Here is a 24,500-nt window from a genome sequence, read left to right as displayed (position 1 = left end):
TGCCCCGTCTCTTCCGCGCGTGCGGAGGGCGAAGCCGTGACGTAAAGGCAACGCCGCTCCCGTCCCGTGCGATCAGGTCTACGCCCGGGGGAGGGGAGAGGCAATACCGCCTTCGCTGTCAACTGGGTGATCGTGATGGGGCCGTGACGTTGCGTCAGGTACGTGGGTGGGCTCGGGGCCGTCAGGGGCCCTGCGCCGCCGCTGAGCCGGGCCCGGACAGGGGCCCGCTGAGCCGGGGGCCCGGACAGGGGCCCGCGCTGCGCGTCGGGACGCTCCGGTCGGGGGCTTGCCCCGTCCGGTCAGGGGCCCGCCCCGGTCCCGGCCGGTCAGGAGTGGGCCGGTGTCAGGAGTGGGCCGGTGTCAGGAGTGGGCCGGTTTCAGCGGCGGGAGCGGGGCGGCGTCGACCGAGCGGGCGGCGCGGTCCAGGGCGCTGGCCAGCAGGGCAAGATCCGTCGGACCGTTGCCCAGCTCGCGCACGGGCCGGCGGGCCGGCGGATCGCCCATCCGCTCCCAGGCCAGCTCCACCACCGTGGGCCGCAGTGTCGCCGTACGCGGGATACGGCCCGTCACCCGGCCGCCCTGGAACGGCGTCACCCGGCCGTCCGGATGCCCGAGCCTGCCGCGCCCCGGGGCCGGGTCGTCCGGGCCGGGGGAGACGGGCGGCGCGTCCAGCACGACCCTCAGCCGTGCGCTGTGCGCCAGTTCCGTGTCCGCCGTGCGGTCGGGCCGGGCGGACGTGGCGACCAGATGGACACCGAGCCGCTCGCCGTCCCTGGCCACCGCCTCCAGAGCCCGTACGACGGAACCGGCCGCGGGCCGTCCCGGGCTGCCGAGCGCCGGTGCGACCAGCGCGTCGTAGTCGTCGACGAGGACGACGAGCCGTGGCAATGGCACGTGTGCCTCGGCCTGGGCACGCGCGGCGGCGGGGCGGAGCCTGAGCGTGCCGCCGGTCGGCGGGTCCAGATCGCCGCGGGAGTCGCCCCGGGAGTCGCCGCGTGAGTCGCCCCGGGAATCCCCGCGTGGTTCGCCGCGTGACTCCTGGCGGGGCGCGGGAAGCGACTCCTGGCGGGGCGAGGGGAGCGAGTCCGGGCGGGATTCGGCGGGGCTCGGCGGGCGCTGCCCGACGAGCCGCTCGGAGACCTCGCGCCGTGTGTGCCGGTCCGTGAAGCCCTCCCGGCCGAGCAGCTCGGCCCGCCGCTTCAGCTCCGCGCCGAGCGCCTGGGCGAACTCCCGCATCCGTACCGGGTCCGAGGCGACCAGATGCTCCGTGACATGCGGGAGTTCGGTCAGCGCCGCGAGGCCCTCTCCGCGCTCTCCGCCCGCGCCGTCGACCAGCAGCAGCCCGAGCCGGTCGGGCCGGCCTCCCGCGGCAAGCGACGCGGCGAGCGCGCGGAGCAGCTCCGTACGACCGCTGCCCGCAGGTCCCTCGATCAGCAGATGCGGGCCGTCCGAGGCGAGGTCGACGGCGACCGGGCCGCCCGGTCCCGCGCCCAGCACGCCCGTGCCGTCCGCGGCGGACGCCCAACGGGCCATCAGCGAGGCAGGGGTGGCCCGGGCCAGACCCAGCTCGTCCAGCAGCCGCGCCGACTGCGGCAGCGGAGCCGTCACCACCCGGCCGTACGACGCGTGCGCGTCCGCGTCCGAGCGCAGCGGTGCGAGCGCCCGGCCGAACCGCTCGGCCCAGGCCGCGGACACCGCGTCCACCGCGGCGACCGTGCCATGGCCGGCCGGCTGTCCCGCCGCCGTACGCAGCAGCCGCAGCGCCGTGGCCACATCACCGCTGAGCAGCCCGACCGCGCCGCACTCCCGGAAGGCCAGCGACGCCGCGCAGGCCTCCTCGTACGTCGCCGCCACCGGGGAGAGCGGGGAGGCGGGCGGGGTCTCGGCCAGACAGACGACATGGACTCCGGCGGCAGCGCCGGCCCCGGCGAGCCGCGCCGTGGTCTCGCGCAGCGTGGCGGAACCCGGATCGCCGTCGAGGACGACGAGCGTCCGCGGCCCCGCGTACCGGGCCGCCGCCTGCTCGACCGCGCGGCGCTCGGCGCTCGGCCAGCCCGGCCCGAGCGGACCGTCGTCCAGCCGCCGGGTCAGCTCGGCGGCCCTGGCGGCCGCCTGGTCCCGGTCGTAGGCGAGGAGGAGCCGGCAGTCCTGGCCGTGCGCGGGCCGCAGATGCGGCAGCCAGCCGAGCCATCCCCAGGCGTGCTTGCGCTCCTCCAGCGGTCTGGCCCGGTCCGTGCTGATCAGCACGATCTCCAGATCCGCGGGCGAGTGCAGCGCGGCGAGCTGCGCGACGACGGACCGGGCGAGCCCGATGAGCCGCGGTCGCGGTCCCGCGAGCCCGAGCGACCCGGCCTCGCGCAGTCCCACCGTGACGGGGACGGCGGAGGTCTCCGCCCGGTCCACCGTGCCGAGCCGGACGACGAGGGCCTCGGGATGTCCGGGCTCCCGCTCCCACAGCCGGGGCCCCGGGCCGAGCGCGGTGAGCAGAACGGTGGCGGGATCGGGCCAGGTCTCCACGGCGGGCGTCGTGGAGGCGGCCGTCGGCCGTCCGCCGGCCGCCTCGGTCCCGCCGGTCTCGTCCCGCCCGCCGGCGAGCCGCCGGGCCCATGCCCCTATCCCGCGCCTGCGCCGCATACCGGCACCGCCCTGGTCGCTCCCGCTCCGTCCACCGGCCTCGCCGCCGGGGGCGCTCTGTCCGCCGGGGGCGGCCGGGCGGGTGCTGCTCCGGGTCTCGTCGCTGTCGTGTGATGTGCCGCCGGGCCGGGTTGCGGGGGCGCTTGGGGACCCGCCGGGAGCGCCGGGGGTGCTCTGGCCGCCGGGGGCCGCCGGGCGGGTGCTGCTCCGGGTCTCGTCGCTGCCGCCGGGCGTGCCGCCGGGCCGGGGTGCGGGGGCGCCTGAGGTGCGGCCGGGGGTGCCGGGGGCGCTCCGGTCGCCGGGCGCGGCACCGCCCGGGTGCCCGACACCGTGGCCCGTACCGCTTCCGTGGGTGGTGGTGCCACGGGCCTGCCGGACGCCGCCGGAACCCGGACCGCCGTCGGACGCGGCCGGGTGGGCGGGCGCGGCCACGCCGCCGTGCCCGCCGCGGGCCTCATGGCCGTACGCGTCCGCACGGCCGTGGGCCGGGGTGTCGTCGCCGGGGCGGGCGGGAGCGGCGCCGGGCGCCGTCGCACCGCGCTCGGCCGCCTCGCGCTCGCGGGCCCAGGACGGGATCCGGTCCGCCTGGCGGACCTGGTCCTCGTCGGGCTCGGGGGAGGGCCGGCGCACCCGCAGATGGCCCTCGCCGTCCGGGGTCGTCGCCGGGCGGTCGGCGAGGGCCGGAGGCGAGGCGGCCAGCCGGAGCGTCGACTCACCGATACGGAGCAGCGCGCCAGGGGCCAGCCGGACCGGCCGCGGGCCGACGTCGGCGCCGTCCAGCGTCGTGCCGTTCGTCGAGCCGAGGTCCGCCACCGTGACCGCGCCGTCCTCCGCGACCGTCACCTCGCAGTGCAGTCGCGAGACATCCGGATCATCGAGCGGAACATCCGCCTCCGCCGCGCGCCCGATCCTGATGCGGCCGTCGTGCAGCAGATGGACCCCGCCCGCGTCCGGACCCGCGACGACCTGGAGCTGCGTACGCGCGGCGCCCTCGGCGTCGGCCGTCTCGTCCTCGCCGGGCGCCTGGAGCGACAGCACGGCGCCGTCCACGAGCGGCGGCTCGCCCAGCGCGCACCGCTGGGCGTCGAGCCGCTCCCGGCCCGCGTAGAGCACGACGGTCCCGGACGGTGGCGCGTCGGGGCCCGACACGGCCGCGGCCAGTCCGGAGGCGACCGCCGCCAGCGCCGTGCCCGCGGGGGCGGTGACGAGCACGTCGCAGGCGCGCTCGGCGCCCTGCGTGGACTGGCCGCTGCGCGGCGCGAGGACGGTCAGCCGGATCTGCATCGCCGTCAGCGGTCCCTTCTGCGCGGGGTGCCCGGCAGGGGAGCCGCCCTGTGATTCCCCCCACCCGGCAGGTCGGCACGGCCGCAGGGCTCTCCCGACCCCACAACTCCGTGCTGGAGGCATCCTCGCATCCGCCGCCGACAACGCGCCCGGGACCCGGCAAGAAGTGATCTTGAATGGTCGGCTCTGGACGTAAAAGTTCCTGGTTGGGATCGTCACCGCCGCCCACCGCACGGCAGTTCGGCAACCATCGGCCCGCCGGGAACGTCTTACCGGCCAATCCGGAGGTCAGTCCGGTGACCCGATCGGCGGCACTACAGTGGGTCGGACACCCGCGCGGGACCAACCATGGACCGGAGACGGGACCACCGGGACGACCACGACGACCATCACCGGAACGACGACGGAACGACGACCGAACGACGATCCGACACGATCAGCAGGGAGCGCATGACGTGCGGCCGGTAGGCAGCAAATACCTGCTCGAGGAGCCGCTCGGGCGCGGCGCCACGGGCACCGTCTGGCGAGCCCGCCAGCGTGAGACCGCGGGCGCCGAGGCAGCCGTGCCCGGCCAGCCCGGCGAGACCGTCGCGATCAAGGTCCTCAAGGAGGAGCTCGCGAACGACGCGGACATCGTGATGCGCTTCCTGCGCGAGCGGTCCGTCCTGCTCCGCCTCACCCACCCGAACATCGTGCGCACCCGCGACCTGGTCGTCGAGGGCGACGTCCTCGCCCTGGTCATGGATCTCGTCGACGGCCCCGACCTGCACCGCTACATCCGGGACAACGGCCCCTTCAGCCCGGTCGCGGCCTCCCTGCTCACCGCCCAGATCGCGGACGCGCTCGCCGCCAGCCACGCCGACGGCGTGGTCCACCGCGACCTCAAGCCCGCCAACGTGCTGCTGGCCGAGCGCGACGGCGAGATGCACCCGATGCTCACCGACTTCGGCATCGCGCGCCTCGCCGACTCCCCGGGCCTGACCCGCACGCACGAGTTCGTCGGCACCCCCGCGTATGTCGCGCCCGAGTCCGCCGAGGGCCGCCCGCAGACCTCGGCCGTCGATGTCTACGGCGCCGGGATCATGCTGTACGAGCTGGTCACCGGCCGTCCGCCGTTCGCCGGCGGTACGGCACTCGAAGTGCTCCACCGGCACCTCAGCGAGGAGCCCCGCCGCCCCTCCACCGTCCCCGGCCCGCTGTGGACGGTCATCGAGCGCTGTCTGCGCAAGGAGCCGAACGACCGGCCGAGCGCCGAGAACCTCGCCCGCGGCCTGCGTGTCGTCGCCGCCGGCATCGGGGTCCACTCCACGCCCGCGCAGATCGAGGCGGCGGAGGGCGTCGGCGCGCTCCTCGCGCCCGATCCGTCGCCCGCCACCGTTCCCGGCATGCCCGGCGCGGCCGACCCGACCCAGGTGCTGCCGAGCGGCGCCACCTCCTACGGTGCGGGCGCGGGCATCGGCGGGTACGACCCGAACGCGGCGACCAGCGTGATGCAGCAGTCCGGCGGCCCCGGCGCCGCCGACCCGACCGCGGTCATGCCGCCCGTACCGCCGCGTCCTGACGGTCAGCCGCAGCCCGACGGTCCGCACCCGTGGCAGTCCCAGCTGCAGGCGGCCCGCGACCGCAACGAGCAGACGCAGGTCCAGTACCTCGACCCGGGCGAGGACCCGCTGCGCCGCCGTCCGCAGCGGCGGCCGGCGCCGCAGCCGCCGTACCAGCAGCAGCCCCACCCGCAGCAGCGTCAGCAGCCGCAGGGCCGCCGGCAGCCGCAGCCGTACGCACCGCCGCCGCAGCAGCAGTACGCGCCGCAGCCCCAGCGTCAGCAGTACGCCCCGCCGCAGCCGCCGCCCCAGCAGCCTGCGCCGCGTCCGCCGCGCGAGCCGCGGCAGCGGAGCGCCAACCGGATGCGGATTCCGGGTCTCGGCTGCCTCAAGGGCTGTCTCTTCACGCTGGTCCTGCTGTTCGTCGCGGGCTGGCTGGTCTGGGAGCTGACCCCGCTCCAGGACTGGATCGCCCAGGGCAAGAGCTACTGGCAGGCCATCGGCGACGCGGTGTCGAGCGTGAGCAACTGGATCTCGGAGCTCGGCGGCAGCACCCCCGACCCGGGTACCGGAACCGGCGCGGGTGCCGGTACCGGCACGGGTCAGTAGAGGCCGAACGTCCACCACGGGCGATCACTCTGTCGTTATGTCGACTTCTGCGGGGGAAAAAGCCCCGCAGAAGTGACGGTTGGCGCCATCCGGGGCACGAGGCACCCCGACAGCCGCGTAGTTTGATGCGCAACGCCAGCCGCTGAGGGAGCAGTCTTGGCACGGAATATCGGCAGCCGGTACTCGGCCCACCAGATCCTGGGCCGGGGCAGCGCGGGCACTGTGTGGCTCGGAGAAGGGCCGGAAGGCCCCGTCGCCATCAAGCTGTTGCGCGAGGACCTCGCCTCCGACCAGGAACTGGTCGGACGCTTCGTCCAGGAGCGCACGGCCCTCCTCGGACTCGACCACCCCCGGGTCGTCGGCGTCCGTGACCTCGTCGTGGACGGCAACGACCTCGCCCTGGTCATGGACCTGGTCCGCGGCACGGACCTGCGCACCCGCCTCGACCGCGAGCGCCGGCTCGCCCCCGAGGCCGCCGTCGCGGTCGTCGCCGACGTCGCCGAGGGACTCGCCGCGGCCCATGCCGCCGGCGTCGTCCACCGCGACGTCAAGCCGGAGAACATCCTCCTGGACATGGAGGGCCCGCTCGGCCCCGGCGGAGCCCACCCAGCCCTGCTGACGGACTTCGGCGTCGCCAAGCTGATCGACACGCCCCGCCGCACCCGGGCCACCAAGATCATCGGCACGCCGGACTACCTGGCCCCGGAGATCGTCGAGGGCCTCCCGCCGCGCGCCGCCGTCGACATCTACGCCCTCGCGACGGTGCTGTACGAGTTGCTCGCCGGCTTCACCCCGTTCGGCGGCGGCCACCCCGGCGCCGTACTGCGCCGCCATGTCACCGAGACCGTCGTCCCGCTCCCCGGCATCCCGGACGAGCTGTGGCAGCTGATCGTCCAGTGCCTGGCCAAGGCGCCCGCGTCCCGGTTGCGCGCCTCCGAACTCGCCGCCCGGCTGCACGACCTGCTGCCGCTGCTCGCGGGGCTGCCCCCGCTCGACGTGGACGAGCCGGACGCCGGGGAGACCTCGGAGGCGTACGAGGAGCCCGAGTACGCCACGCTGCCCGAGGAACCGCGCCGCCGCGGCGCCGTCCCGCTGGTCCGCGGCTCCGCCACGGACTCCAACCGGGACACCCACACCTCCATGCGCGTCCCGGGCCCCGACGAGCTCGCGGGCGGTGCGCGGGGTACGGCCCGCGCCCCGCGCACCCCCGGTCAGCGCCGCCCCGGCTCCGCCCGCCACAAGGCCGACGCGGTGCGCAGACGCCGCATCACGTTCGGTGTCGCGGGTCTGGTGCTGGCCGCGGCGGTGGGCGTCGGCGGCTGGCTCGCGACGAGCGGCGACGACGGCTCCGTACCGCCCCAGGACTCCAAGCAGTCGGCCCCCGCACAGCCCTAGGAGCCCGCGGGAGCCTTCCGGGCACCCCTCGGTACCCCCTGTTGTCCACAGGCGCGAGGGGCTGTCGCGTGATGCCGTTACCCTTGGACGCGTGGCAGTCGTCGATGTATCCGAAGAGCTGAAGTCCCTCTCCTCGACCATGGGGTCGATCGAGGCCGTCCTGGACCTCGACAAGCTGAGGGCAGACATCGCCGTGCTCGAGGAGCAGGCGGCCGCGCCGTCCCTGTGGGACGACCCCGAGGCGGCGCAGAAGATCACCAGCAAGCTCTCGCACCTGCAGGCCGAGGTCCGCAAGGCCGAGGCGCTGCGCGGGCGGATCGACGACCTCGAAGTGCTCTTCGAGCTCGCCGAGGCCGAGGACGACCCGGACACGCGCGTCGAGGCCGAGGCCGAGCTGGAGTCCGTCCGGAAGGCGCTGGACGAGATGGAGGTCCGCACCCTCCTCTCCGGCGAGTACGACGAGCGCGAGGCGCTGGTCAACATCCGGGCCGAGGCCGGTGGCGTCGACGCCGCCGACTTCGCCGAGCAGCTCCAGCGCATGTACCTGCGCTGGGCCGAGCGGCACGGCTACGGCACGGAGATCTACGAGACGTCGTACGCGGAGGAGGCCGGCATCAAGTCGACCACCTTCGTCGTCAAGGCGCCGTACGCCTACGGCACGCTCTCGGTGGAGCAGGGCACGCACCGCCTGGTGCGGATCTCCCCCTTCGACAACCAGGGCCGGCGCCAGACGTCCTTCGCGGGCGTCGAGATCCTCCCCGTCGTCGAGCAGTCGGACCACGTCGAGATCGACGAGTCCGACTTGCGCGTGGACGTCTACCGCGCGTCGGGCCCGGGCGGCCAGGGTGTCAACACGACGGACTCCGCGGTCCGTATCACCCACGTTCCGACCGGCATCGTGGTCTCCTGCCAGAACGAGCGCTCCCAGATCCAGAACAAGGCGAGCGCGATGAACGTCCTCCAGGCGAAGCTCCTGGAGCGTCAGCGCCAGGAGGAGCGGGCCAGGATGGACGCCCTCAAGGGCGACGGCGGCAGCTCCTGGGGCAACCAGATGCGTTCGTACGTCCTCCACCCGTACCAGATGGTCAAGGACCTCCGTACGGAGTTCGAGGTCGGCAACCCGCAGTCGGTGCTGGACGGCGAGATCGACGGCTTCCTCGAGGCGGGCATCCGCTGGCGCAAGCAGCAGGAGAAGTAACCCGCACTTCGCGGCACATGACGGCGCCGGGCCCCTCAGGGGGCTGCGGCGCCGTTCGCGTGCTCGGCCTGGCGCGCTGTCAGTCGCCAACGTGCCTGACGATCCGGCTTTCCGGGGTGAAGCGCTGGGCGAGATGCAGAAGGATGCATTTCCGGGACGGGACGGTCGCGGTGCGAGAAGAAGCACGAGAGGGCCGCAGTGACGCGGATGGGGGTCCACGTTGAGGAGAAGCGGCGCGGCGTCGGCGGTGTGCGCGCTGGCCATCGCAGTCGGGCTTTCGGCGTGCACGTTGCAGGCGCCTGACCCACCGGATTTTGGGGCTCGGCTGGAGGGCGGGGAAGTGGTGATCGCCTACCCGAGGTGCCCGTCTGAATCGGTCGTGGGGGCGCTCGTTTCTGTGACCGCAGTAGGCAAGGGGCGGGGGGACGGTTTCGAGACGCTATGGAGCGCCAGAGGCCCCGCCTCGGCCCAAGTGCGAGAGGGCCTGTTCTTCATAGGAAGTGCCCGGAGCTTCGCGGAGGAGGAGAAGCTTCTCGCCGGCCGGCTGCCTGACGAGTTCTTCGTCGAGACCCAAGTGCTCGTGGATGGCCATGCCGAGGATGGCCGCGACAGTCCCATCGATCTCGCCGAGGTGCGGAGTGCTCAACTGGCCGACGATGAGTACGTGACGTGGGACGGCAGGGTCATGACTCGCGGTCAGATCAATGCCCAGAGGAAGTGCGGAGGCACGTAAGCCTCCGATGCCATGGAGGCTTTGCGGAGCGCGACGACAGCTCTTGTCGATTCGCTGACGCAAGCGGAATCCGGGGTGCCAGCTCGCTTTGTCGACATGGGAACTGCCGCTGGTGGGGCGCCAGTTCCGGGTTTACGTCACAGTTGCATGCCCGTACCTCGGTCAACTGCCCTTATTTCGGGCATCGCACGCGCAACGACCTTGACGTGTCCGTGGAAAGTGGGAAGGGTGGCGCGCGGCATGCGTATCTATGGGGCGCGTGTGAGCAACGGGGCAAGCGGAAGCGCGACCCTCGGTGGCTGCAGCCCCGGACGCTGCACTACAGACGAATCAGCTACTGGGGGTAGCAGCAGATGACCAAGAAGACGCGTGTTCGCGTCGCGCGGATAGCCGCCGGTGCAGTGATCGCCGCCGGCGCGTCCCTGACCGCCGCGGGCGCCGCCCAGGCCGTCGGTATTGATGTTGGTGTTGGCGGCATCAGTGCCAGCGCGGAGGTCGACGAGAACGGGGTCGATGTCGGCCTCGGTATTCGTGAGGGTGAAGACGGGGGCGGTGACACGCTCGGTCAGACGACCGGTTCGACGACCGGTGACCCGGCCACCACGGGTTCGACGACCGGTGACCCGGCGACGACCGGTTCCACGACCGGTGACCCGGCCACCACGGGTTCGACGACCGGTGACCCGGCGACGACCGGTTCCACCACTGGTGACCCGGCCACCACGGGTTCGACGACCGGTGACCCGGCGACGACCGGTTCGACGACCGGTGACCCGGCCACCACGGGTTCGACGACCGGTGACCCGGCGACGACCGGTTCCACCACTGGTGACCCGGCCACCACGGGTTCCACGTCCGGTGACCCGGCGACGACCGGTTCCACCACTGGTGACCCGGCCACCACGGGTTCCACGTCCGGTGACCCGGCCACCACCGGTGGTTCCACCACCGGTGGCGCCGCTGCGACCGGCGGTTCGACCGGTGGTTCGACCGGCGGCGACGCCGGTGGTTGCACCGTCGACGTCGACGGTGCCGAGTGCGCCGACAACACGGACACCGACGCCGCCGGCTCCAAGCCGGTCGAGCAGGGTCAGGCCAAGGAGGAGCTGGCTGAGACCGGCGCCGCCGAGACCACGTTCCTGCTGCTCGGTGCCGCGACGATGATCGCCGGTGGCATCGGCTTCAGGATGCTGCCGCGCCTCGTCGGCGGCGGCCGCGCCGCGGTGTGATCAGCGCGTAACAGCATGTGACAAGGGCCCGGGCTGCCTCACGGCAGCTCGGGCCCTTGTGCTCCGTTCGTGGGTGGTGCGGGGGTCGTGCGGGAAGCCGGGCCGGATCGCTCGGACCTAGGCGGTCTGGTGCGCCAGCAGCGCCAGCGCCGCCACGAGGACCACCAGTAGTGCCACCAGCATCGCCGGGTTCAGGCCCGCGAAGGGGCCCTCCTGCTGCAGGCGCTCGCGATTCGCCCGGCAGACGGGACAGCGGCCCTCGGCGACCGGGGCCGCGCAGTTGGCGCACACCAGTCGGTCATAGGTCATGCGCTCTCCTCCTCCCGCGCGGCGGAGTCGCCGGCACAGTCCGTTCTCTCCGCGCAACGCTCCAGGAAACGCATCCGTTCCCGATACCACTGTGCCAGCTCTCGCGCGTTTCGGCGCGCCCCGTCGGATTACACCCGTTCCGTGAGGCTTACGAGCCGACCGCCAATCGGACAAATCGCGCAACTCCGGGCGGCGACTGCACGCGCCATGCCCATTCGCGTAAGGTCACGCACACATACTCCCGGCCGACCGTGGTGCACCCGTGATCCGATTCGACAACGTCTCCAAGAGCTATCCCAAGCAGAACCGTCCAGCCCTGCGTGACGTCTCCCTGGAGATCGAGAAGGGGGAGTTCGTCTTCCTCGTGGGCTCGTCCGGTTCCGGCAAGTCGACCTTCCTGCGGCTGCTCCTGCGCGAGGAGCGCGCCAGCCACGGCATGGTCCACGTCCTGGGCAAGGACCTCGCGCGCCTGTCCAACTGGAAGGTGCCGCACATGCGCCGGCAGCTCGGAACCGTCTTCCAGGACTTCCGTCTGCTGCCCAACAAGACCGTCGCCGAGAACGTGGCCTTCGCGCAGGAGGTCATCGGCAAGCCGCGCGGCGAGATCCGCAAGGCGGTTCCCCAGGTCCTCGACCTAGTCGGTCTCGGCGGCAAGGAGGACCGGATGCCCGGTGAGCTGTCCGGTGGTGAGCAGCAGCGTGTGGCGATCGCCCGTGCGTTCGTCAACCGCCCGATGCTGCTGATCGCGGACGAGCCGACCGGAAACCTCGACCCGCAGACCTCCGTCGGCATCATGAAGCTGCTGGACCGGATCAACAGGACCGGCACCACGGTGGTGATGGCGACCCACGACCAGAACATCGTCGACCAGATGCGCAAGCGCGTCATCGAGCTCGAACAGGGCCGGCTCGTGCGCGACCAGGCGCGCGGCGTCTACGGCTACCAGCACTGATCGGCCCGCTCGACCGAGCGGAGCCGACCCAGCGCCCACAGGTAGCAGCTACAGGCAGGCACAGGAAAGGCTGAAACACTCGCCATGCGCGCCCAGTTCGTACTGTCGGAGATCGGAGTCGGTCTCCGCCGCAATCTGACGATGACCTTCGCGGTCATCGTCTCCGTGGCCCTGTCGCTCGCCCTCTTCGGTGGCGCCCTGCTCATGCGTGAACAGGTCAGCACGATGAAGGACTTCTGGTACGACAAGGTCAACGTCTCCATCTACCTCTGCAACAAGAACGACGCGGAGACGGACGACAAGTGCTCCAAGGGCGCTGTCACCGCGCAGCAGAAGGAAGAGATCGAGGCCGATCTCGGCAAGATGGACATCGTCGAGAAGGTCCATCACGAGTCGGCCGACGAGGCCTACAAGCACTACCGCGAGCAGTACAGCGACACCGCGATCGCGACGGTGATCACGCCGGACCAGATGCAGGAGTCGTTCCGGGTCAAGCTGAAGGACCCGGAGAAGTACCAGGTCGTGGCGACCGCCTTCGCCGGCCGTGACGGTGTGCAGTCCGTCCAGGACCAGCGCGGCATCCTGGAGAACCTGTTCAACATGATGCGGGGCATGAACATCGCCGCCCTCTTCATCATGGGACTCATGCTGGTCATCGCGTTGATGCTGATCGTCAACACGGTGCGCGTCTCGGCGTTCAGCCGTCGGCGTGAGACGGGCATCATGCGGCTCGTCGGAGCGTCCAGCTTCTACATCCAGATGCCGTTCATCATGGAGGCGGCCTTCGCCGGCCTGCTGGGTGGCGCGGTCGCCTGTGTGCTGCTGCTGGTCGGCCGGTACTTCCTCGTCGACGGCGGTCTCGCGCTGGCCGAGAAGATGCCGTTGGTCAACTTCATCGGCTGGGACGCCGTGATAGCGGTACTTCCGCTGGTCCTGGTGATCGGGCTGCTGATGCCCTCCTTGGCCGCTTTCATCGCATTGCGCAAGTACCTGAAGGTGTGACGAGCGCCCCGGGCGCCGTACGGGTCAACAGCCCTACGGCGCCCTTCGCTTGTCCTAGAGTGGGCGCCATGTTGGGCCCCGAACCACCCATGATGTCCCGTGGACTCCGCCACGGGGCGGCCCTCACCTTGGTGTTCGCGGGCGTCCTCGCCACCGCCTCCGCCACCGGGCTGCTGCCCCGTGGAGAGGACGAGCCGGCCGCGCCCCGGGTGCGCGCGGCGGCCGCGACCGTCGACCGCGACGAGGTCGCCCGGGCCGCCGCCGAGGCCATGGCCGACGGCAAGTCCGGTGCCAAGGCGGCCGAGGAGGTCGTGAGCCGCAGCGGGGACCGCTGGGGCGCCGTGTACGACGCGGGTGAGTACGAGGAGTTCGAGCGCGCCCTCGACGGCTCCTACACGGGCGTCGGGCTGTGGGCGAAGCGCGGCGCCGACGGCCGGGCCGAGGTGTCCCGGGTGCAGCGCGGCGGGCCCGCCGACAGGGCCGGCATCCGGCCCGGCGACCAGCTGCGCACCATCGACGGCGCAGCCATAGACGGCCGCCCGGTCAGCGAGGTCGTCGCGCTCCTGCGCGGCGACGGCAAGGGCGCCACGACCGGCTCGTCCGTCGTACTGGGGCTGCAGCGCGGCGACCGCGCCTGGAACGAGACCCTGCGCAGGGCCCGGCTCGCCACCGAAGCCGTCACCGTACGTGACCTCGCCGGCCCGGCCGTGATGATCAAGATCGCGGCCTTCACCAAGGGCACCGGAGAGCGGGTGAGGCAGGCGGTGCAGGCCGCGCCGGCGGGCGCCGGGGTCCTGCTCGACCTGCGGGGCAACAGCGGCGGCCTGGTCTCCGAGGCCGTCACCACCGCCTCCGCCTTCCTGGACGGCGGACTCGTCGCCACGTACGACGTGCGCGGGGAGCAGAAGGCCCTCTACGCACGGCCGGGCGGGGACACCGAGCGGCCCGTCGTGGCCCTGGTCGACGGCGGCACGATGAGCGCGGCCGAGCTGGTCACAGGCGCCCTCAAGGATCGCGGCCGCGCGATCACGGTGGGTGCGCGCACCTTCGGCAAGGGCTCGGTGCAGATGCCGGAGCGGCTGCCCGACGGCTCCGTGGCGGAGCTCACCGTCGGTCACTACCGCACCCCGTCGGGCCATGACGTCGACGGCCGGGGCATCACACCGGACCTCGCGGTGAGCGGGCGGGCCGAGGAGCGGGCCCAGACAGTATTGAGTGGCCTCGGCACCGGGTCGTAGTGCGAAAATGACCGCACTATGGCTAAGGAAAAAGGGCGCAAGCTGATCGCGCAGAACAAGAAGGCGCGGCACGACTACCACATCCTCGACACCTACGAGTGCGGTCTCGTGCTGATGGGCACCGAGGTGAAGTCGCTGCGCCAGGGGCGGGCGTCGCTCGCGGACGGGTTCGTCCAGATCGACGACCACGAGGCGTGGCTGCACAACGTGCACGTACCGGAGTACAGCCAGGGCACCTGGACCAACCACAGCGCCCGGCGCAAGCGGAAGCTCCTCATGCACCGGGAGGAGATCGACAAGCTGGAGTCCAAGTCCCAGGAGACGGGTCACACGATCGTGCCTCTGGCGCTGTACTTCAAGGACGGCCGGGCCAAGGTGGAGATCGCGCTCGCCAGGGGCAAGAAGGAGTACGACAAGCGACAGACCCTGCGGGAGAAGCAGGACCGCCGTGAGACGGACCGCGCGATGTCGGCGGCCCGTCGCCGCCAGCGCGCCTGACCTGCCCCTGCTCCCGGGTTAATAGGCTGGCACGCGCGTGCCTCGGTCACGTACGATGGCACATGCCCTCCCAGAGGGGGCACGTTTGATAAGTCAACATGGGGATGATCGGTTTCGACAGCGGCTGTCGAAGCAGGGGAAGCGTGTCGAGGAAGCGGCAATGATCTCGTAAACCATATGTCGCAACCAATAATCGCCAATACCAAGCGCGATTCCTTCGCCCTCGCTGCCTAAGTAGCGACTTGCGAAGTGTCAGCCCGGGGCTGTTCCCGACCCGGATCCTGGCATCAGCTAGGGAACTAAACCTCTAGACCCGGTCACGGGGCCTGGAGGGAAATCAAACAGTGACTGAGCCCGTCGGAGACTTGTCCGCGTGATCTCCGGGGCCGAGAAAATCGCAGCGGACTGCACACGGAGAAGCCCTGATTCCGCACCGTTGGACGCGGGTTCGATTCCCGCCATCTCCACCACGGAGACCCCGGGGCATGTCCCCGGGATCACCGAAACCCCATGTGGGCGAAGGGCCCGGCTGTCACGACAGCCGGGCCTTCGTCATGCCTGCCCCCATCCGCGCCGGTACCAGCGACAGCAGCAGCGCCAGGCCCGCCGCGGCGGCCGGGATCGTGTAGCCGAGGGCCGGGCCCGCGTGCTCGACCGTCCAGCCGCCCGTCGCCGAGCCCGCCGCGATGCCGCCGAGCAGCGCGGTGACGGCCAGGGTCATGCCCTCGTTCAGCCGGCCCTCGGGGGTGAGGCGCTGGATCGTGGTCATGCCCGTCACCATCGTCGGGGCCGTCGCCATGCCCGCGACCAGCAGAGTGCCCGCGACGGCGAGCAGGGAGCCCGTGGTGTTCGCCGCCAGGAGCGGCAGGGTCATCAGGACCGTCATCGCGGCCAGACAGGTGCGCAGCCGGGCGGTGCGGTGGGCTCTGCCGTAGGCGAGGCCCGCCAGGCAGGATCCGGCGGCCTGCAGGGCCAGTACGACCCCGGCCTCCGGGCCGTCCGCGTAGGCGATGGTGACGACCTCCATCGAGCCGAAGACCGCGCCGGTGGCCAGGAAGACGGCGAGCATCGCGGCCATTCCGGGGGTGCGCAGCGGGGAGCTTCCGCGGGACGCGCGCGAGGAGACCGGCGGCTCGGTGGAGCGCTGGGCCGCGAACAGCAGCACCCCGGTCAGCAGCAGCGCCGCACCGGCCAGGGTGCCGGCCTCCGGGAAGAGCGCCGCGCAGAGCAGGGCGGCGAGCACCGGGCCCAGCATGAAGCACAGTTCGTCGGCGGCCTGCTCGAAGGAGTTCGCGGTGTGCCGGGCCGCGGGGTCGTCCTTCAGCAGATGGGCCCAGCGGGCCCGGGACATCCCGCCCGTGTTGGGTGTGGTGGCGGTCGCGGCGTAGGCGGCGAACAGCGTCCAGTCCGGCGCCCCGCGCCGGACGCACAGCAGCAGCGCGAGCGAGCCGAGCACGGCGAGCACGGTCGCGGGGACGGCGACCCGGGCCTGGCCGTACCGGTCGACGAGCCGCGCGGTCCAGGGGGCGACGACGGCGGTGGCGGCGAGCCCGGTCGCGGTGACGGCCCCGGCGAGGGCGTACGAGCCGCGCTCCCCGGCGATCATGATCACGGCGCTCACGCTGAACATGCCCATGGGAAGACGGGCGATGAGGTTCCCCGCGGTGAAGGCGCGGGCGCCGGGGATGCGGAAGAGGCGGGCGTACGGGCCCGGCGGGCGGGTGGATCCGGGCTCCTGGTGTGCGGGGGCCAGGACCAGAGTCCCGCCCGACGTGGTCATCCGTGGTGAGGTCGAATGCGGCATGGACCAAGGCTCGCCGCGAGCACCGGCAGCGGTCCAACACCTGTTCGGGGCGCATTGACGCACCTGTGTTGTAAATTCTCGTGCGTGCCCCAGGACCTCGAACCCCGGCTGCTCCGCGCCTTCGCCGCCGTCGCCGCCGAACTGCACTTCACCCGCGCCGCCGCCCGGCTGTACGTGGCCCAGCAGGCGCTCAGCCGTGACATCCGGCGGCTGGAGCGGGAGTTGGGCACCGAGCTGTTCGTACGGACCACCCGGCAGGTGACGCTCACGGCCGACGGCGAACGGCTGTTGCCGCACGCGCGCCGGGTCCTCGACGCCCAGGACGCGCTCGCCGCGGCCTTCGCGGAGACGGACCGGCCGCTGCTCTTCGATGTCGGCGCGCCGGTGGGGACGGCCTACCGGGTGCTGAACCACGTCCGGCAGGCCGCCCCCGGCCTGGAGTTCGTCGCCCGCTACCTCAGCGGTCTCACCGGCGCGGCCGCGGAGATGATCACAGGGCGGCTCGATGTCTCCTCCGGCAGAGTGGCCGGGCTCGATCCGTCGCTCCGCGCCGATCTGGCTCATCAGCCTGTGCGGTACGAACGCATGGCCGTACTGCTGCGGGACGACCATCCGCTCGCATCGCTGACGGAGGTACCCCTGGACGCCCTGGCGGGCGAGACCCTCTACGCGGGCGCGGGCAACGCGGCCACCGCCGAGTGGACGGACCTGGCCGCCCGGCTCTTCACGGGCCGCGGCATCGTCATGGCCGACCCCTTCCCGGAGATCGCCGGGCAGGAGGAGTTCGTCCGTGTGGTGCGCAAACAGGGATGGTCGGTGCTGGCGAGCACGGAGTTCCTGACGGTGCCGGGCATGGTCGTACGCCCGCTGGTCGACCCCGTACCCCTGTCGCCCATCTCGCTGGTGTGGCGCCGGGGCTTCACGCATCCCGGTCTGGACGCCCTGCGCACGGCGGCGGCGCAACTCGCCACAGCTGAAGATTGGCTGAAAATCCCCGCAGGTAGCTGGCTGCCCGAAACCGACCGGTCACTCATGGGGAGCAACTGCCGATAGCCCGGCCGCCCGTCGACGGTGTGCGCTACATTCATGGTCCGGGTGCAACGTGGTTGGGGGCGCTCGGTCCGGGTTTAGGGGGCCCGGTCCGACGGCAAGCGTCCGGTCTCGCCTGCGCTCCCGCCTCTCCGTTCAGTGGGGGAAGTGCGTACAGCAGTGGAAAATTGGCGAGAAAACTCCCGTATAGGGCATACCCATGAGCCCAATGAAGTCACCGTTCAGCTCGACGGTCTCGGCCGTCAGCTGTCGGAACTCAGGGCTACCGAGCCGCCCCCTCAAGAGGGCTCCGACGGGCCGGTGTTCGTGGACGAGAGCGGGCGTCGGAGCAAGAAGTTCCGGCGCGTCGGCTGGGTCCTGGCACTGATCTGTGCCGGCTACGCCGTGACCCTCGTCGTCGCCCTCATCGGCGGCAACTCGGATGCGCCGTCGCTGCTCATCCCCGGCGTCTCGGACGACAAGGACGACTCCGCCGGGGTGACCCCCGGTCCCACCGACGCGCCGTCCGACCCGGCCGCTCCCGCGGACGCCGCCGGCGGCCCGTCTCCCAGCGACACCCCGGCCGCCCTGCCGCAGCAGCCCAGCGGCACGGCCGGCGACCCGGCCGGCGGCGGGCAGCAGCCCAGTCCCTCGGCCGATCCGGGCACCAGTGCGCAGGTCACCACCGGCGGCGCCGGCGGCTCCGTCGGCACGTCGCCCGACCCGAAGCCCAGCCCGTCCCTGCCTGCGGGCGGCTCGGGCGGCGGAGGTTCCGGCGGCGAGGAGCCGACGCCGGACGATCCCGATCCATCGCCCAGCACCTCGGCATCGACGGAGCCCTCCGGCCAGCCGGTGGGCCAGGCGATGGAGCAGGGAAGCCGGCAGCTCGCAGCGGAAGGCGCACTCTAGATGGCCTCCTCCGGCAGACGGACCGCCCGGCAGGCAGCCGGCAAGAGGTCCGCCGTGCGGCGCAGACTGCCCATGCGCTATCTGCTGCCCTCGCTCTTCCTCGTCGCGCTGCTCGCGATGCTCATGCTGCGCGGGTACGTGCACAGCGAGATCCTCGCCGACCATCGCGTACGTCCCCCGGCCTCCAGCGGCCAGGTGCCCGAGCAGATCCTGGGCGGCGGCCCGGTCATCGACGCCCGCGTCCCCGGCGCGCCCAAGGCGCTCCGGATACCGGACAAGAACCTGGTGCTGACCTTCGACGACGGACCCGATCCGGTCTGGACGCCGAAGGTCCTCGACAAACTGAAGGAGTACGACGCGCACGCCGTCTTCTTCGTGACCGGCACGATGGCCTCCCGCCACCCCGAACTGGTGGAGCGGATGGTCGCCGAGGGCCACGAGGTCGGGCTGCACACCTTCAACCACCCGGATCTGGCGCTCCAGACGCAGAGCCGTATCGACTGGGAGCTCTCCCAGAACCAGCTCGCGCTCGCCGGCGCCGCCGGCATCCGCACCTCGCTCTTCCGGCCGCCGTACTCCTCGTTCTCGGACGCCCTGGACGACAAGTCCTGGCCGGTCACCGAGTACATCGGCAGCCGCGGCTACATCACCGCCTTCAACGACACGGACAGCGAGGACTGGAAGCGCCCCGGCGTCGACGCGATCATCAAGCGCGCCACGCCCCAGGGCACCAAGGGCTCCATCGTGCTGATGCACGACTCCGGCGGCGACCGCTCCCAGACCGTGGCCGCCCTCGACCGCTTCCTGCCCGACATGAAGCAGCGCGGCTACCGGTTCACCCACCTCACCGAGGCCCTCGGGGCGCCCACCGCGCACACGCGCGTCACCGGTCCGGAGCTGTGGAAGGGCAAGGCGTGGGTCGCGGCCGTCGCCGTCTCGGAGGAGACGACCTCGGTGCTGACCGTCGGCCTCGCCCTGATCGGCGGGCTCGTCCTCGCCCGCTTCGGCCTCATGCTGGTGCTCTCCTTCGGGCACGCCCGCAAGGTGCGCCGCCGGCGCTTCCGCTGGGGCCCGGCCGTCACGGAGCCCGTGACCGTGCTGGTTCCCGCGTACAACGAGAAGGAGTGCATCGAGAACACGGTGCGCTCCCTGATGGAGAGCGACCACCCGATCGAGGTCATCGTCATCGACGACGGCTCCACGGACGGCACCGCCGACCTCGTCGACGACATGTGGCTGCCCAACGTCCGGGTCGTCCGGCAGGTCAACTCGGGCAAACCGGAAGCCCTCAACAACGGTATCCGCAACGCCCGTCACGACCTCATCGTGATGATGGACGGCGACACCGTCTTCGAGCCGTCCACCGTCCGCGAACTGGTGCAGCCCTTCGGCGACCCACGGGTCGGCGCGGTCGCGGGCAACGCCAAGGTCGGCAACCGGGACACGCTCATCGGCGCCTGGCAGCACATCGAGTACGTGATGGGCTTCAACCTGGACCGCCGGATGTACGACGTGCTGCGCTGCATGCCGACCATCCCGGGCGCGGTCGGCGCCTTCCGCCGCCAGGCCCTCGAACGGGTCGGCGGCATGAGCGAGGACACCCTCGCCGAGGACACCGACATCACCATGGCGATGCACCGCGACGGCTGGCGCGTCGTCTACGCGGAGCGGGCCCGCGCCTGGACCGAGGCCCCGGAGTCCGTCCAGCAGCTGTGGTCCCAGCGCTACCGCTGGTCGTACGGCACGATGCAGGCGATCTGGAAGCACCGCCGCGCCCTGATCGAGAGCGGCCCCTCCGGCCGCTTCGGCCGGGTCGGCCTGCCGCTGGTCTCGCTCTTCATGGTGCTGTTCCCGCTGCTCGCCCCGCTGATCGACGTCTTCCTGCTGTACGGGCTGGTCTTCGGGCCGACCCAGAAGACCATCGTCGCCTGGCTCGCCGTGCTCGCCATCCAGGCCGTGTGCGCCGCGTACGCGTTCCGGCTCGACAAGGAACGCATGGTGCATCTGATCTCGCTGCCCCTCCAGCAACTGCTGTACCGGCAGCTGATGTACGTCGTGCTGCTGCAGTCGTGGATCACCGCCCTCACCGGCGGCCGGCTCCGCTGGCAGAAGCTGCGCCGTACGGGAGCGGTGGAGGCGCCCGGCTCGATACCGAGCCCGCGGAAGGCCAGTGAAGAACGGTGGCCGGTCGCATGACCGCCGCGACGACCACGTTCGAACAGGCGCGACACCGCAGGCCGGCCGACGACGCCGCGCCCGGGGCCGCCGTGCAGGGCCGCGACCGGTACTTCGACCTGCTGCGCGCGCTCGCGCTCTTCCGGGTCGTCCTCTACCACCTCGTCGGCTGGGCCTGGCTGCCGCTCGTCTTCCCGTCCATGGGCGTGATGTTCGCGCTCGCCGGCAGCCTGATGGCGCGCTCCCTGAAGCGGCCGGCGGTCCAGGTGATCCGTGGCCGTATGAGACGGCTGCTGCCACCGCTGTGGGTGCTGGGCGCGGTCGGTGTGACCGGCATGGTGCTCCAGGGATGGGGACCCGACTCCGAGGGGCACCCGGGCTGGTGGTGGACCCATCTGCTGTTCTGGATCGTGCCGGTCAGCGACCCGCCGTTCGCCGGGGAGCTCGCGGGCGTCCCCGGCCTCCTCGGCGGGTCCTGGGCCGAGGACCTCGCGGGCCCGCTCTGGTACATCAGGGCGTACCTCTGGTACGTCATGCTGTCGCCGCTGCTGCTGTGGGCCCTGCGGAAGGTGCCCTGGCCGACGCTGCTCGCACCGCTCGCGCTGTCCGCCGTCCTCACCGCCGGGTACGTCTCGCTGCCCGAACGGATCGACTCCGCGCTCACCGACTTCAGCACCTTCGGCGCGTGCTGGATCCTCGGCATGGCCCATCACGAGGGGCTGCTGCGCAGACTGCCGCGCTACGTCGTCCCGTCCGTCGCGCCCGTGATCATGGCCGTCGGCCTGTGGTGGGCGCTGCGCTCGGGCTTCCGTACGGACTTCGACCTCGACAGCATCCCGCCGGCACAGGCCCTCTGGTCCTTCGGATCGGTGCTGCTGCTCCTGCACATCAGCCCCTCGTGGTCCGAGTGGCCGCCGAGACTGCGCGGCTGGGACAGCACGGTCACCCTGCTCAACTCGCGGGCCGTCACGGTCTATCTGTGGAGCAACGTGTGCATCCTCGTGGCGAGCACCATGTGGGACCGGTTGTGGGACGTCGGCTTCCTGGAGGAGCACGCCGAGTGGCTGCTCGACAGCTGGGTGCCGGTACTCCTCCTCACCTGGGCCCTGATCGCCGTGTGCATCGTGCTCTTCGGCTGGGCCGAGGACGTCGCCGCCAAGCGGCGCCCCCGACTCTGGCCGAACGGTGCCGGGCAGGAGAGCGGCGCCCGGCGCGGAAAGCGGCGCTCACACCGCGCCTGAGCCCCGGGTGAGAGCAAGGTTGCGCACCGGTCACCTCGTGCCACGGGGGTGAAACCCGCTGTCCCTAGCGTCGGATCCACTACCCGGAGCAGCAGTGGAGGCGCGCCATGGCCGGCAGGTGGATCGAGCGGTGGGACCCGGAGGACGAGACCTTCTGGAAGGAGGAGGGGGAGAGGATCGCCCGGCGGAATCTCGTCTTCTCCGTGCTGTCCGAGCACATCGGCTTCTCCATCTGGACGCTGTGGTCCGTGATGGTCCTGTTCATGGGGCCCGAGTACGGGGTCGACCCGGCCGGGAAGTTCTTCCTGATCGGAACCGCGACCCTGGTCGGGGCCGTGATCCGGGTGCCGTACACCTTCGCGGTGGCCCGCTTCGGCGGCCGGAACTGGACCGTCTTCAGCGCCCTGATGCTGCTGGTGCCGACCGGCGCCGCCTATGTGGTGATGGAGCCGGGCACGTCGTACGGGACCTTCCTGGCGGTCGCGGCCCTGACCGGGGTCGGCGGCGGTAACTTCGCCTCCTCCATGACCAACATCAACTCCTTCTTCCCGCTGCGGAAGAAGGGCTGGGCGCTCGGGCTCAACGCGGGCGGCGGAAACATCGGCGTCCCCGTGGTGCAGCTCGTCGGACTGCTCGTCATCGGGACGGCCGGGGCCGCGCATCCGAGGCTCGTGCTCGGCCTCTACATCCCGCTGATCGCGATCGCCGCACTGTGCGCCGCGCTGTTCATGGACAACCTGGCGCCCGTGAAGAACGACACCGGCGCCGCGAAGGAGGCGGTGAAGGACGCCCACACCTGGATCATGGCGTTCCTCTACATCGGGACGTTCGGGTCGTTCATCGGCTACAGCTTCGCCTTCGGGCTCGTGCTGCAGACCCAGTTCGGGCGCACCCCGTTGCAGGCCGCGTCGTTGACCTTCGTCGGGCCGCTGCTCGGCTCGCTCATCAGGCCGGTCGGCGGATCGCTCGCGGACCGCTTCGGCGGGGCCAGGATCACGCTGTGGACGTTCGCCGCGATGGCCGGGGCGACGGGGGTCGTGGTGTACGCGTCCACGGCCGAGTCGCTGCCCGTGTTCCTCGTCGGCTTCATCGCCCTGTTCGTCCTCACCGGGCTCGGCAACGGCTCCACGTACAAGATGATCCCCGGCATCTTCCAGGCCAAGGCGCTGGCCAAGGGCATGACGGGCGAGGCGGCGGAGACGTACGGGCGCAGGCTCTCGGGGGCGTCGATGGGGCTGATCGGTGCGGTGGGCGCGCTCGGCGGGCTCGCGATCAACCTCGCCTTCCGGCAGTCGTTCCTGACGGCCGGGACGGGCACGGGCGCCTTCGTCGCCTTCCTCGTCTGCTACGGGGTGTGCTTCGTGGTCACCTGGGCGGTATACCTTCGCCGGCCCGCGGCCGGCCGTGTGCCGGCCGCCACAGCCGAGACGAAGCCGCAGCTCAGCTACGTCGAGGTGTGAGCCGGAGTGCCTCGTAACCACGGGGAAACGCAGCCGAACCGAGCCTGTCACGCTCCCTTGCCAGGCTCGGTCGGCATGTACCACGAACAGCACGTCGCTCCGGCGGTCGCCCCGCTCTCGGGCTTCACGGTCGGTGTCACGGCGGCCCGGCGCGCCGACGAACTGGGCGCGCTGCTGCGCCGCCGCGGCGCGACGGTGCTGCACGCCCCCGCGCTGCGGATCGTGCCGCTGGCGGACGACGGCGAGTTGCTCGCCGCCACGAAGGAACTCATCGACCACGCGCCGGACGTGGTGGTCGCCACGACCGCGATCGGCTTTCGCGGCTGGGTGGAGGCGGCGGACGGCTGGGGCTGCGGCGAGGAACTGCTCGCCTGTCTGCGCGGCGTCGAACTCCTCGCCCGCGGGCCGAAGGTGAAGGGCGCGATCCGTGCCGCCGGACTGACCGAGGAGTGGTCGCCGACGTCCGAGTCGATGGCCGAGGTGCTCGACCGGCTCCTCGGTGAGGGCGTCGCGGGCCGGCGGGTGGCGCTGCAGCTGCACGGCGAGCCGCTGCCCGGCTTCGTGGAGGCCCTGCGGGCCGGGGGCGCGGAGGTCGTCGTCGTACCCGTGTACCGGTGGATGGCGCCGGAGGACCTCGGTCCGCTGGACCGGCTGCTCGACGCCACGGTGGCGCGGTCGCTGGACGCGGTGACGTTCACGAGCGCGCCCGCCGCGGCATCGCTGTTCTCGCGCGCCGAGACCCGCGGGCTGCTCCCGGAACTCCTCGACGCGCTCGGGCACGACGTCCTGCCGGCCTGCGTGGGTCCGGTCACGGCCGTACCGCTGCAGAGCCGCGGCCTCGACACCGTCCAGCCGGAGCGCTTCCGTCTCGGCCCGCTCGTCCAGCTGCTCTGTGTCGAACTGCCCTCGCGGGCCAGGACCTTGCCGGTCGCGGGGCGCCGGGTGGAGATCCGTGGCCACGCGGTCCTCGTCGACGGCGACGTCCGCCCCGTCCCGCCGGCCGGAATGTCGCTCCTGAACACCCTTGCCCGCCGCCCCGGCTGGGTGGTCTCCCGTGCCGACCTCCTCCGCGCCCTCCCCGGCGCGGGCCGTGACGAGCACGCGGTCGAAACGGCGATGGCCCGCCTCCGTACGGCCCTCGGCGCCCCGAACCTCATCCAGACGGTCGTGAAGCGCGGCTACCGCCTGGCACTGGACCCGGCGGTGGACACGAAGTACGCGGACGCGTGAGCGACGGCGCACGTTTTGGGACGACCCGCG

Annotated in this window: 18 protein-coding genes and 1 other RNA gene; 16 read left to right on the top strand and 3 right to left on the bottom strand. The window is 72.1% G+C overall.

Going from position 1 to position 24,500, the window contains the following annotated elements; genetic code table 11:
- Positions 1–360 precede the first annotated feature (360 nt).
- A complete protein-coding gene (locus ACIQMR_RS23000) occupies positions 361–3,918 on the bottom strand; it encodes an FtsK/SpoIIIE domain-containing protein (protein WP_401390218.1) in 3,558 nt (1,185 codons plus the stop codon).
- A 455-nt stretch (positions 3,919–4,373) separates the two neighbouring features.
- Between ACIQMR_RS23000 and ACIQMR_RS22995 the strand changes: the two genes are divergently transcribed.
- The 5 genes from ACIQMR_RS22995 to ACIQMR_RS22975 all read left to right on the top strand — a co-directional run bounded on the left by ACIQMR_RS22995 (position 4,374) and on the right by ACIQMR_RS22975 (position 10,623).
- The gene (locus tag ACIQMR_RS22995) at positions 4,374–6,068 is read left to right on the top strand and encodes a serine/threonine-protein kinase (protein WP_401390215.1); all 1,695 of its coding nucleotides are present in this window, start codon (positions 4,374–4,376) and stop codon (positions 6,066–6,068) included.
- A 156-nt stretch (positions 6,069–6,224) separates the two neighbouring features.
- Positions 6,225–7,463 (top strand): protein kinase domain-containing protein, encoded by a 1,239-nt coding sequence (locus ACIQMR_RS22990; RefSeq protein WP_340369579.1) that lies wholly within the window; start codon positions 6,225–6,227, stop codon positions 7,461–7,463.
- A gap of 91 nt (positions 7,464–7,554) precedes the next feature.
- Positions 7,555–8,661 carry a peptide chain release factor 2 gene (gene prfB, locus ACIQMR_RS22985; protein WP_401390211.1) on the top strand — a complete coding sequence of 369 codons (1,107 nt, stop codon included), beginning with the start codon at positions 7,555–7,557 and terminating at the stop codon, positions 8,659–8,661.
- A gap of 340 nt (positions 8,662–9,001) precedes the next feature.
- Positions 9,002–9,394 carry a hypothetical protein gene (locus ACIQMR_RS22980; RefSeq protein ID WP_401390208.1) on the top strand — a complete coding sequence of 131 codons (393 nt, stop codon included), beginning with the start codon at positions 9,002–9,004 and terminating at the stop codon, positions 9,392–9,394.
- Between the two features lie 353 nt (positions 9,395–9,747).
- On the top strand, positions 9,748–10,623 hold the full coding sequence (locus ACIQMR_RS22975; protein ID WP_401390205.1) for a hypothetical protein: 876 nt from the start codon (positions 9,748–9,750) through the stop codon (positions 10,621–10,623).
- 117 nt (positions 10,624–10,740) lie between these two features.
- Here the strand turns inward: ACIQMR_RS22975 and ACIQMR_RS22970 are convergent, their stop codons facing one another.
- Complete coding sequence (locus ACIQMR_RS22970; RefSeq protein WP_401390202.1) at positions 10,741–10,932, bottom strand: hypothetical protein; 192 nt, start codon at positions 10,930–10,932, stop codon at positions 10,741–10,743.
- A gap of 262 nt (positions 10,933–11,194) precedes the next feature.
- On the opposite strand from ACIQMR_RS22970, the gene ftsE reads away from it, so the two are divergent.
- The 5 genes from ftsE to ssrA all read left to right on the top strand — a co-directional run bounded on the left by ftsE (position 11,195) and on the right by ssrA (position 15,092).
- A complete protein-coding gene (gene ftsE / locus ACIQMR_RS22965) occupies positions 11,195–11,884 on the top strand; it encodes a cell division ATP-binding protein FtsE (protein WP_401390199.1) in 690 nt (229 codons plus the stop codon).
- 84 nt (positions 11,885–11,968) lie between these two features.
- Positions 11,969–12,886 carry a permease-like cell division protein FtsX gene (ftsX, locus tag ACIQMR_RS22960; protein WP_385480273.1) on the top strand — a complete coding sequence of 306 codons (918 nt, stop codon included), beginning with the start codon at positions 11,969–11,971 and terminating at the stop codon, positions 12,884–12,886.
- Positions 12,887–12,954: 68 nt separating this feature from the next.
- On the top strand, positions 12,955–14,124 hold the full coding sequence (locus ACIQMR_RS22955; RefSeq protein WP_401390195.1) for a S41 family peptidase: 1,170 nt from the start codon (positions 12,955–12,957) through the stop codon (positions 14,122–14,124).
- A gap of 18 nt (positions 14,125–14,142) precedes the next feature.
- Positions 14,143–14,622 (top strand): SsrA-binding protein SmpB, encoded by a 480-nt coding sequence (smpB, locus tag ACIQMR_RS22950; RefSeq protein ID WP_401390193.1) that lies wholly within the window; start codon positions 14,143–14,145, stop codon positions 14,620–14,622.
- 100 nt (positions 14,623–14,722) lie between these two features.
- Positions 14,723–15,092: a transfer-messenger RNA gene (gene ssrA, locus ACIQMR_RS22945) on the top strand.
- Positions 15,093–15,154: 62 nt separating this feature from the next.
- Here ssrA and ACIQMR_RS22940 read toward each other — a convergent pair.
- Positions 15,155–16,402 carry an MFS transporter gene (locus ACIQMR_RS22940; protein WP_401390328.1) on the bottom strand — a complete coding sequence of 416 codons (1,248 nt, stop codon included), beginning with the start codon at positions 16,400–16,402 and terminating at the stop codon, positions 15,155–15,157.
- Between the two features lie 108 nt (positions 16,403–16,510).
- On the opposite strand from ACIQMR_RS22940, the gene ACIQMR_RS22935 reads away from it, so the two are divergent.
- From ACIQMR_RS22935 to ACIQMR_RS22910, 6 genes are all read left to right on the top strand, one after another.
- The gene (locus tag ACIQMR_RS22935) at positions 16,511–17,479 is read left to right on the top strand and encodes a LysR family transcriptional regulator (RefSeq protein ID WP_401390190.1); all 969 of its coding nucleotides are present in this window, start codon (positions 16,511–16,513) and stop codon (positions 17,477–17,479) included.
- A gap of 297 nt (positions 17,480–17,776) precedes the next feature.
- Positions 17,777–18,364, top strand: coding sequence for a hypothetical protein (locus ACIQMR_RS22930; protein ID WP_401390188.1), 588 nt, complete (start codon positions 17,777–17,779; stop codon positions 18,362–18,364).
- Positions 18,365–20,560 (top strand): bifunctional polysaccharide deacetylase/glycosyltransferase family 2 protein, encoded by a 2,196-nt coding sequence (locus ACIQMR_RS22925; RefSeq protein ID WP_401390185.1) that lies wholly within the window; start codon positions 18,365–18,367, stop codon positions 20,558–20,560. It abuts the gene before it with no gap.
- The gene (locus ACIQMR_RS22920) at positions 20,557–21,780 is read left to right on the top strand and encodes an acyltransferase (RefSeq protein WP_401390182.1); all 1,224 of its coding nucleotides are present in this window, start codon (positions 20,557–20,559) and stop codon (positions 21,778–21,780) included. The genes ACIQMR_RS22925 and ACIQMR_RS22920 overlap by 4 nt, the downstream gene beginning before the upstream one ends.
- A gap of 107 nt (positions 21,781–21,887) precedes the next feature.
- Positions 21,888–23,240, top strand: coding sequence for a nitrate/nitrite transporter (locus tag ACIQMR_RS22915; protein WP_401390179.1), 1,353 nt, complete (start codon positions 21,888–21,890; stop codon positions 23,238–23,240).
- A 75-nt stretch (positions 23,241–23,315) separates the two neighbouring features.
- Positions 23,316–24,470, top strand: coding sequence for a uroporphyrinogen-III synthase (locus tag ACIQMR_RS22910; RefSeq protein ID WP_401390176.1), 1,155 nt, complete (start codon positions 23,316–23,318; stop codon positions 24,468–24,470).
- The last annotated feature ends 30 nt before the right edge of the window (positions 24,471–24,500 follow it).

Source organism: Streptomyces sp. NPDC091376 (assembly GCF_044757085.1).
Classification (GTDB): Bacteria; Actinomycetota; Actinomycetes; order Streptomycetales; family Streptomycetaceae; genus Streptomyces; species Streptomyces pratisoli.
This window is presented reverse-complemented; position numbering and strand designations above follow the sequence as displayed.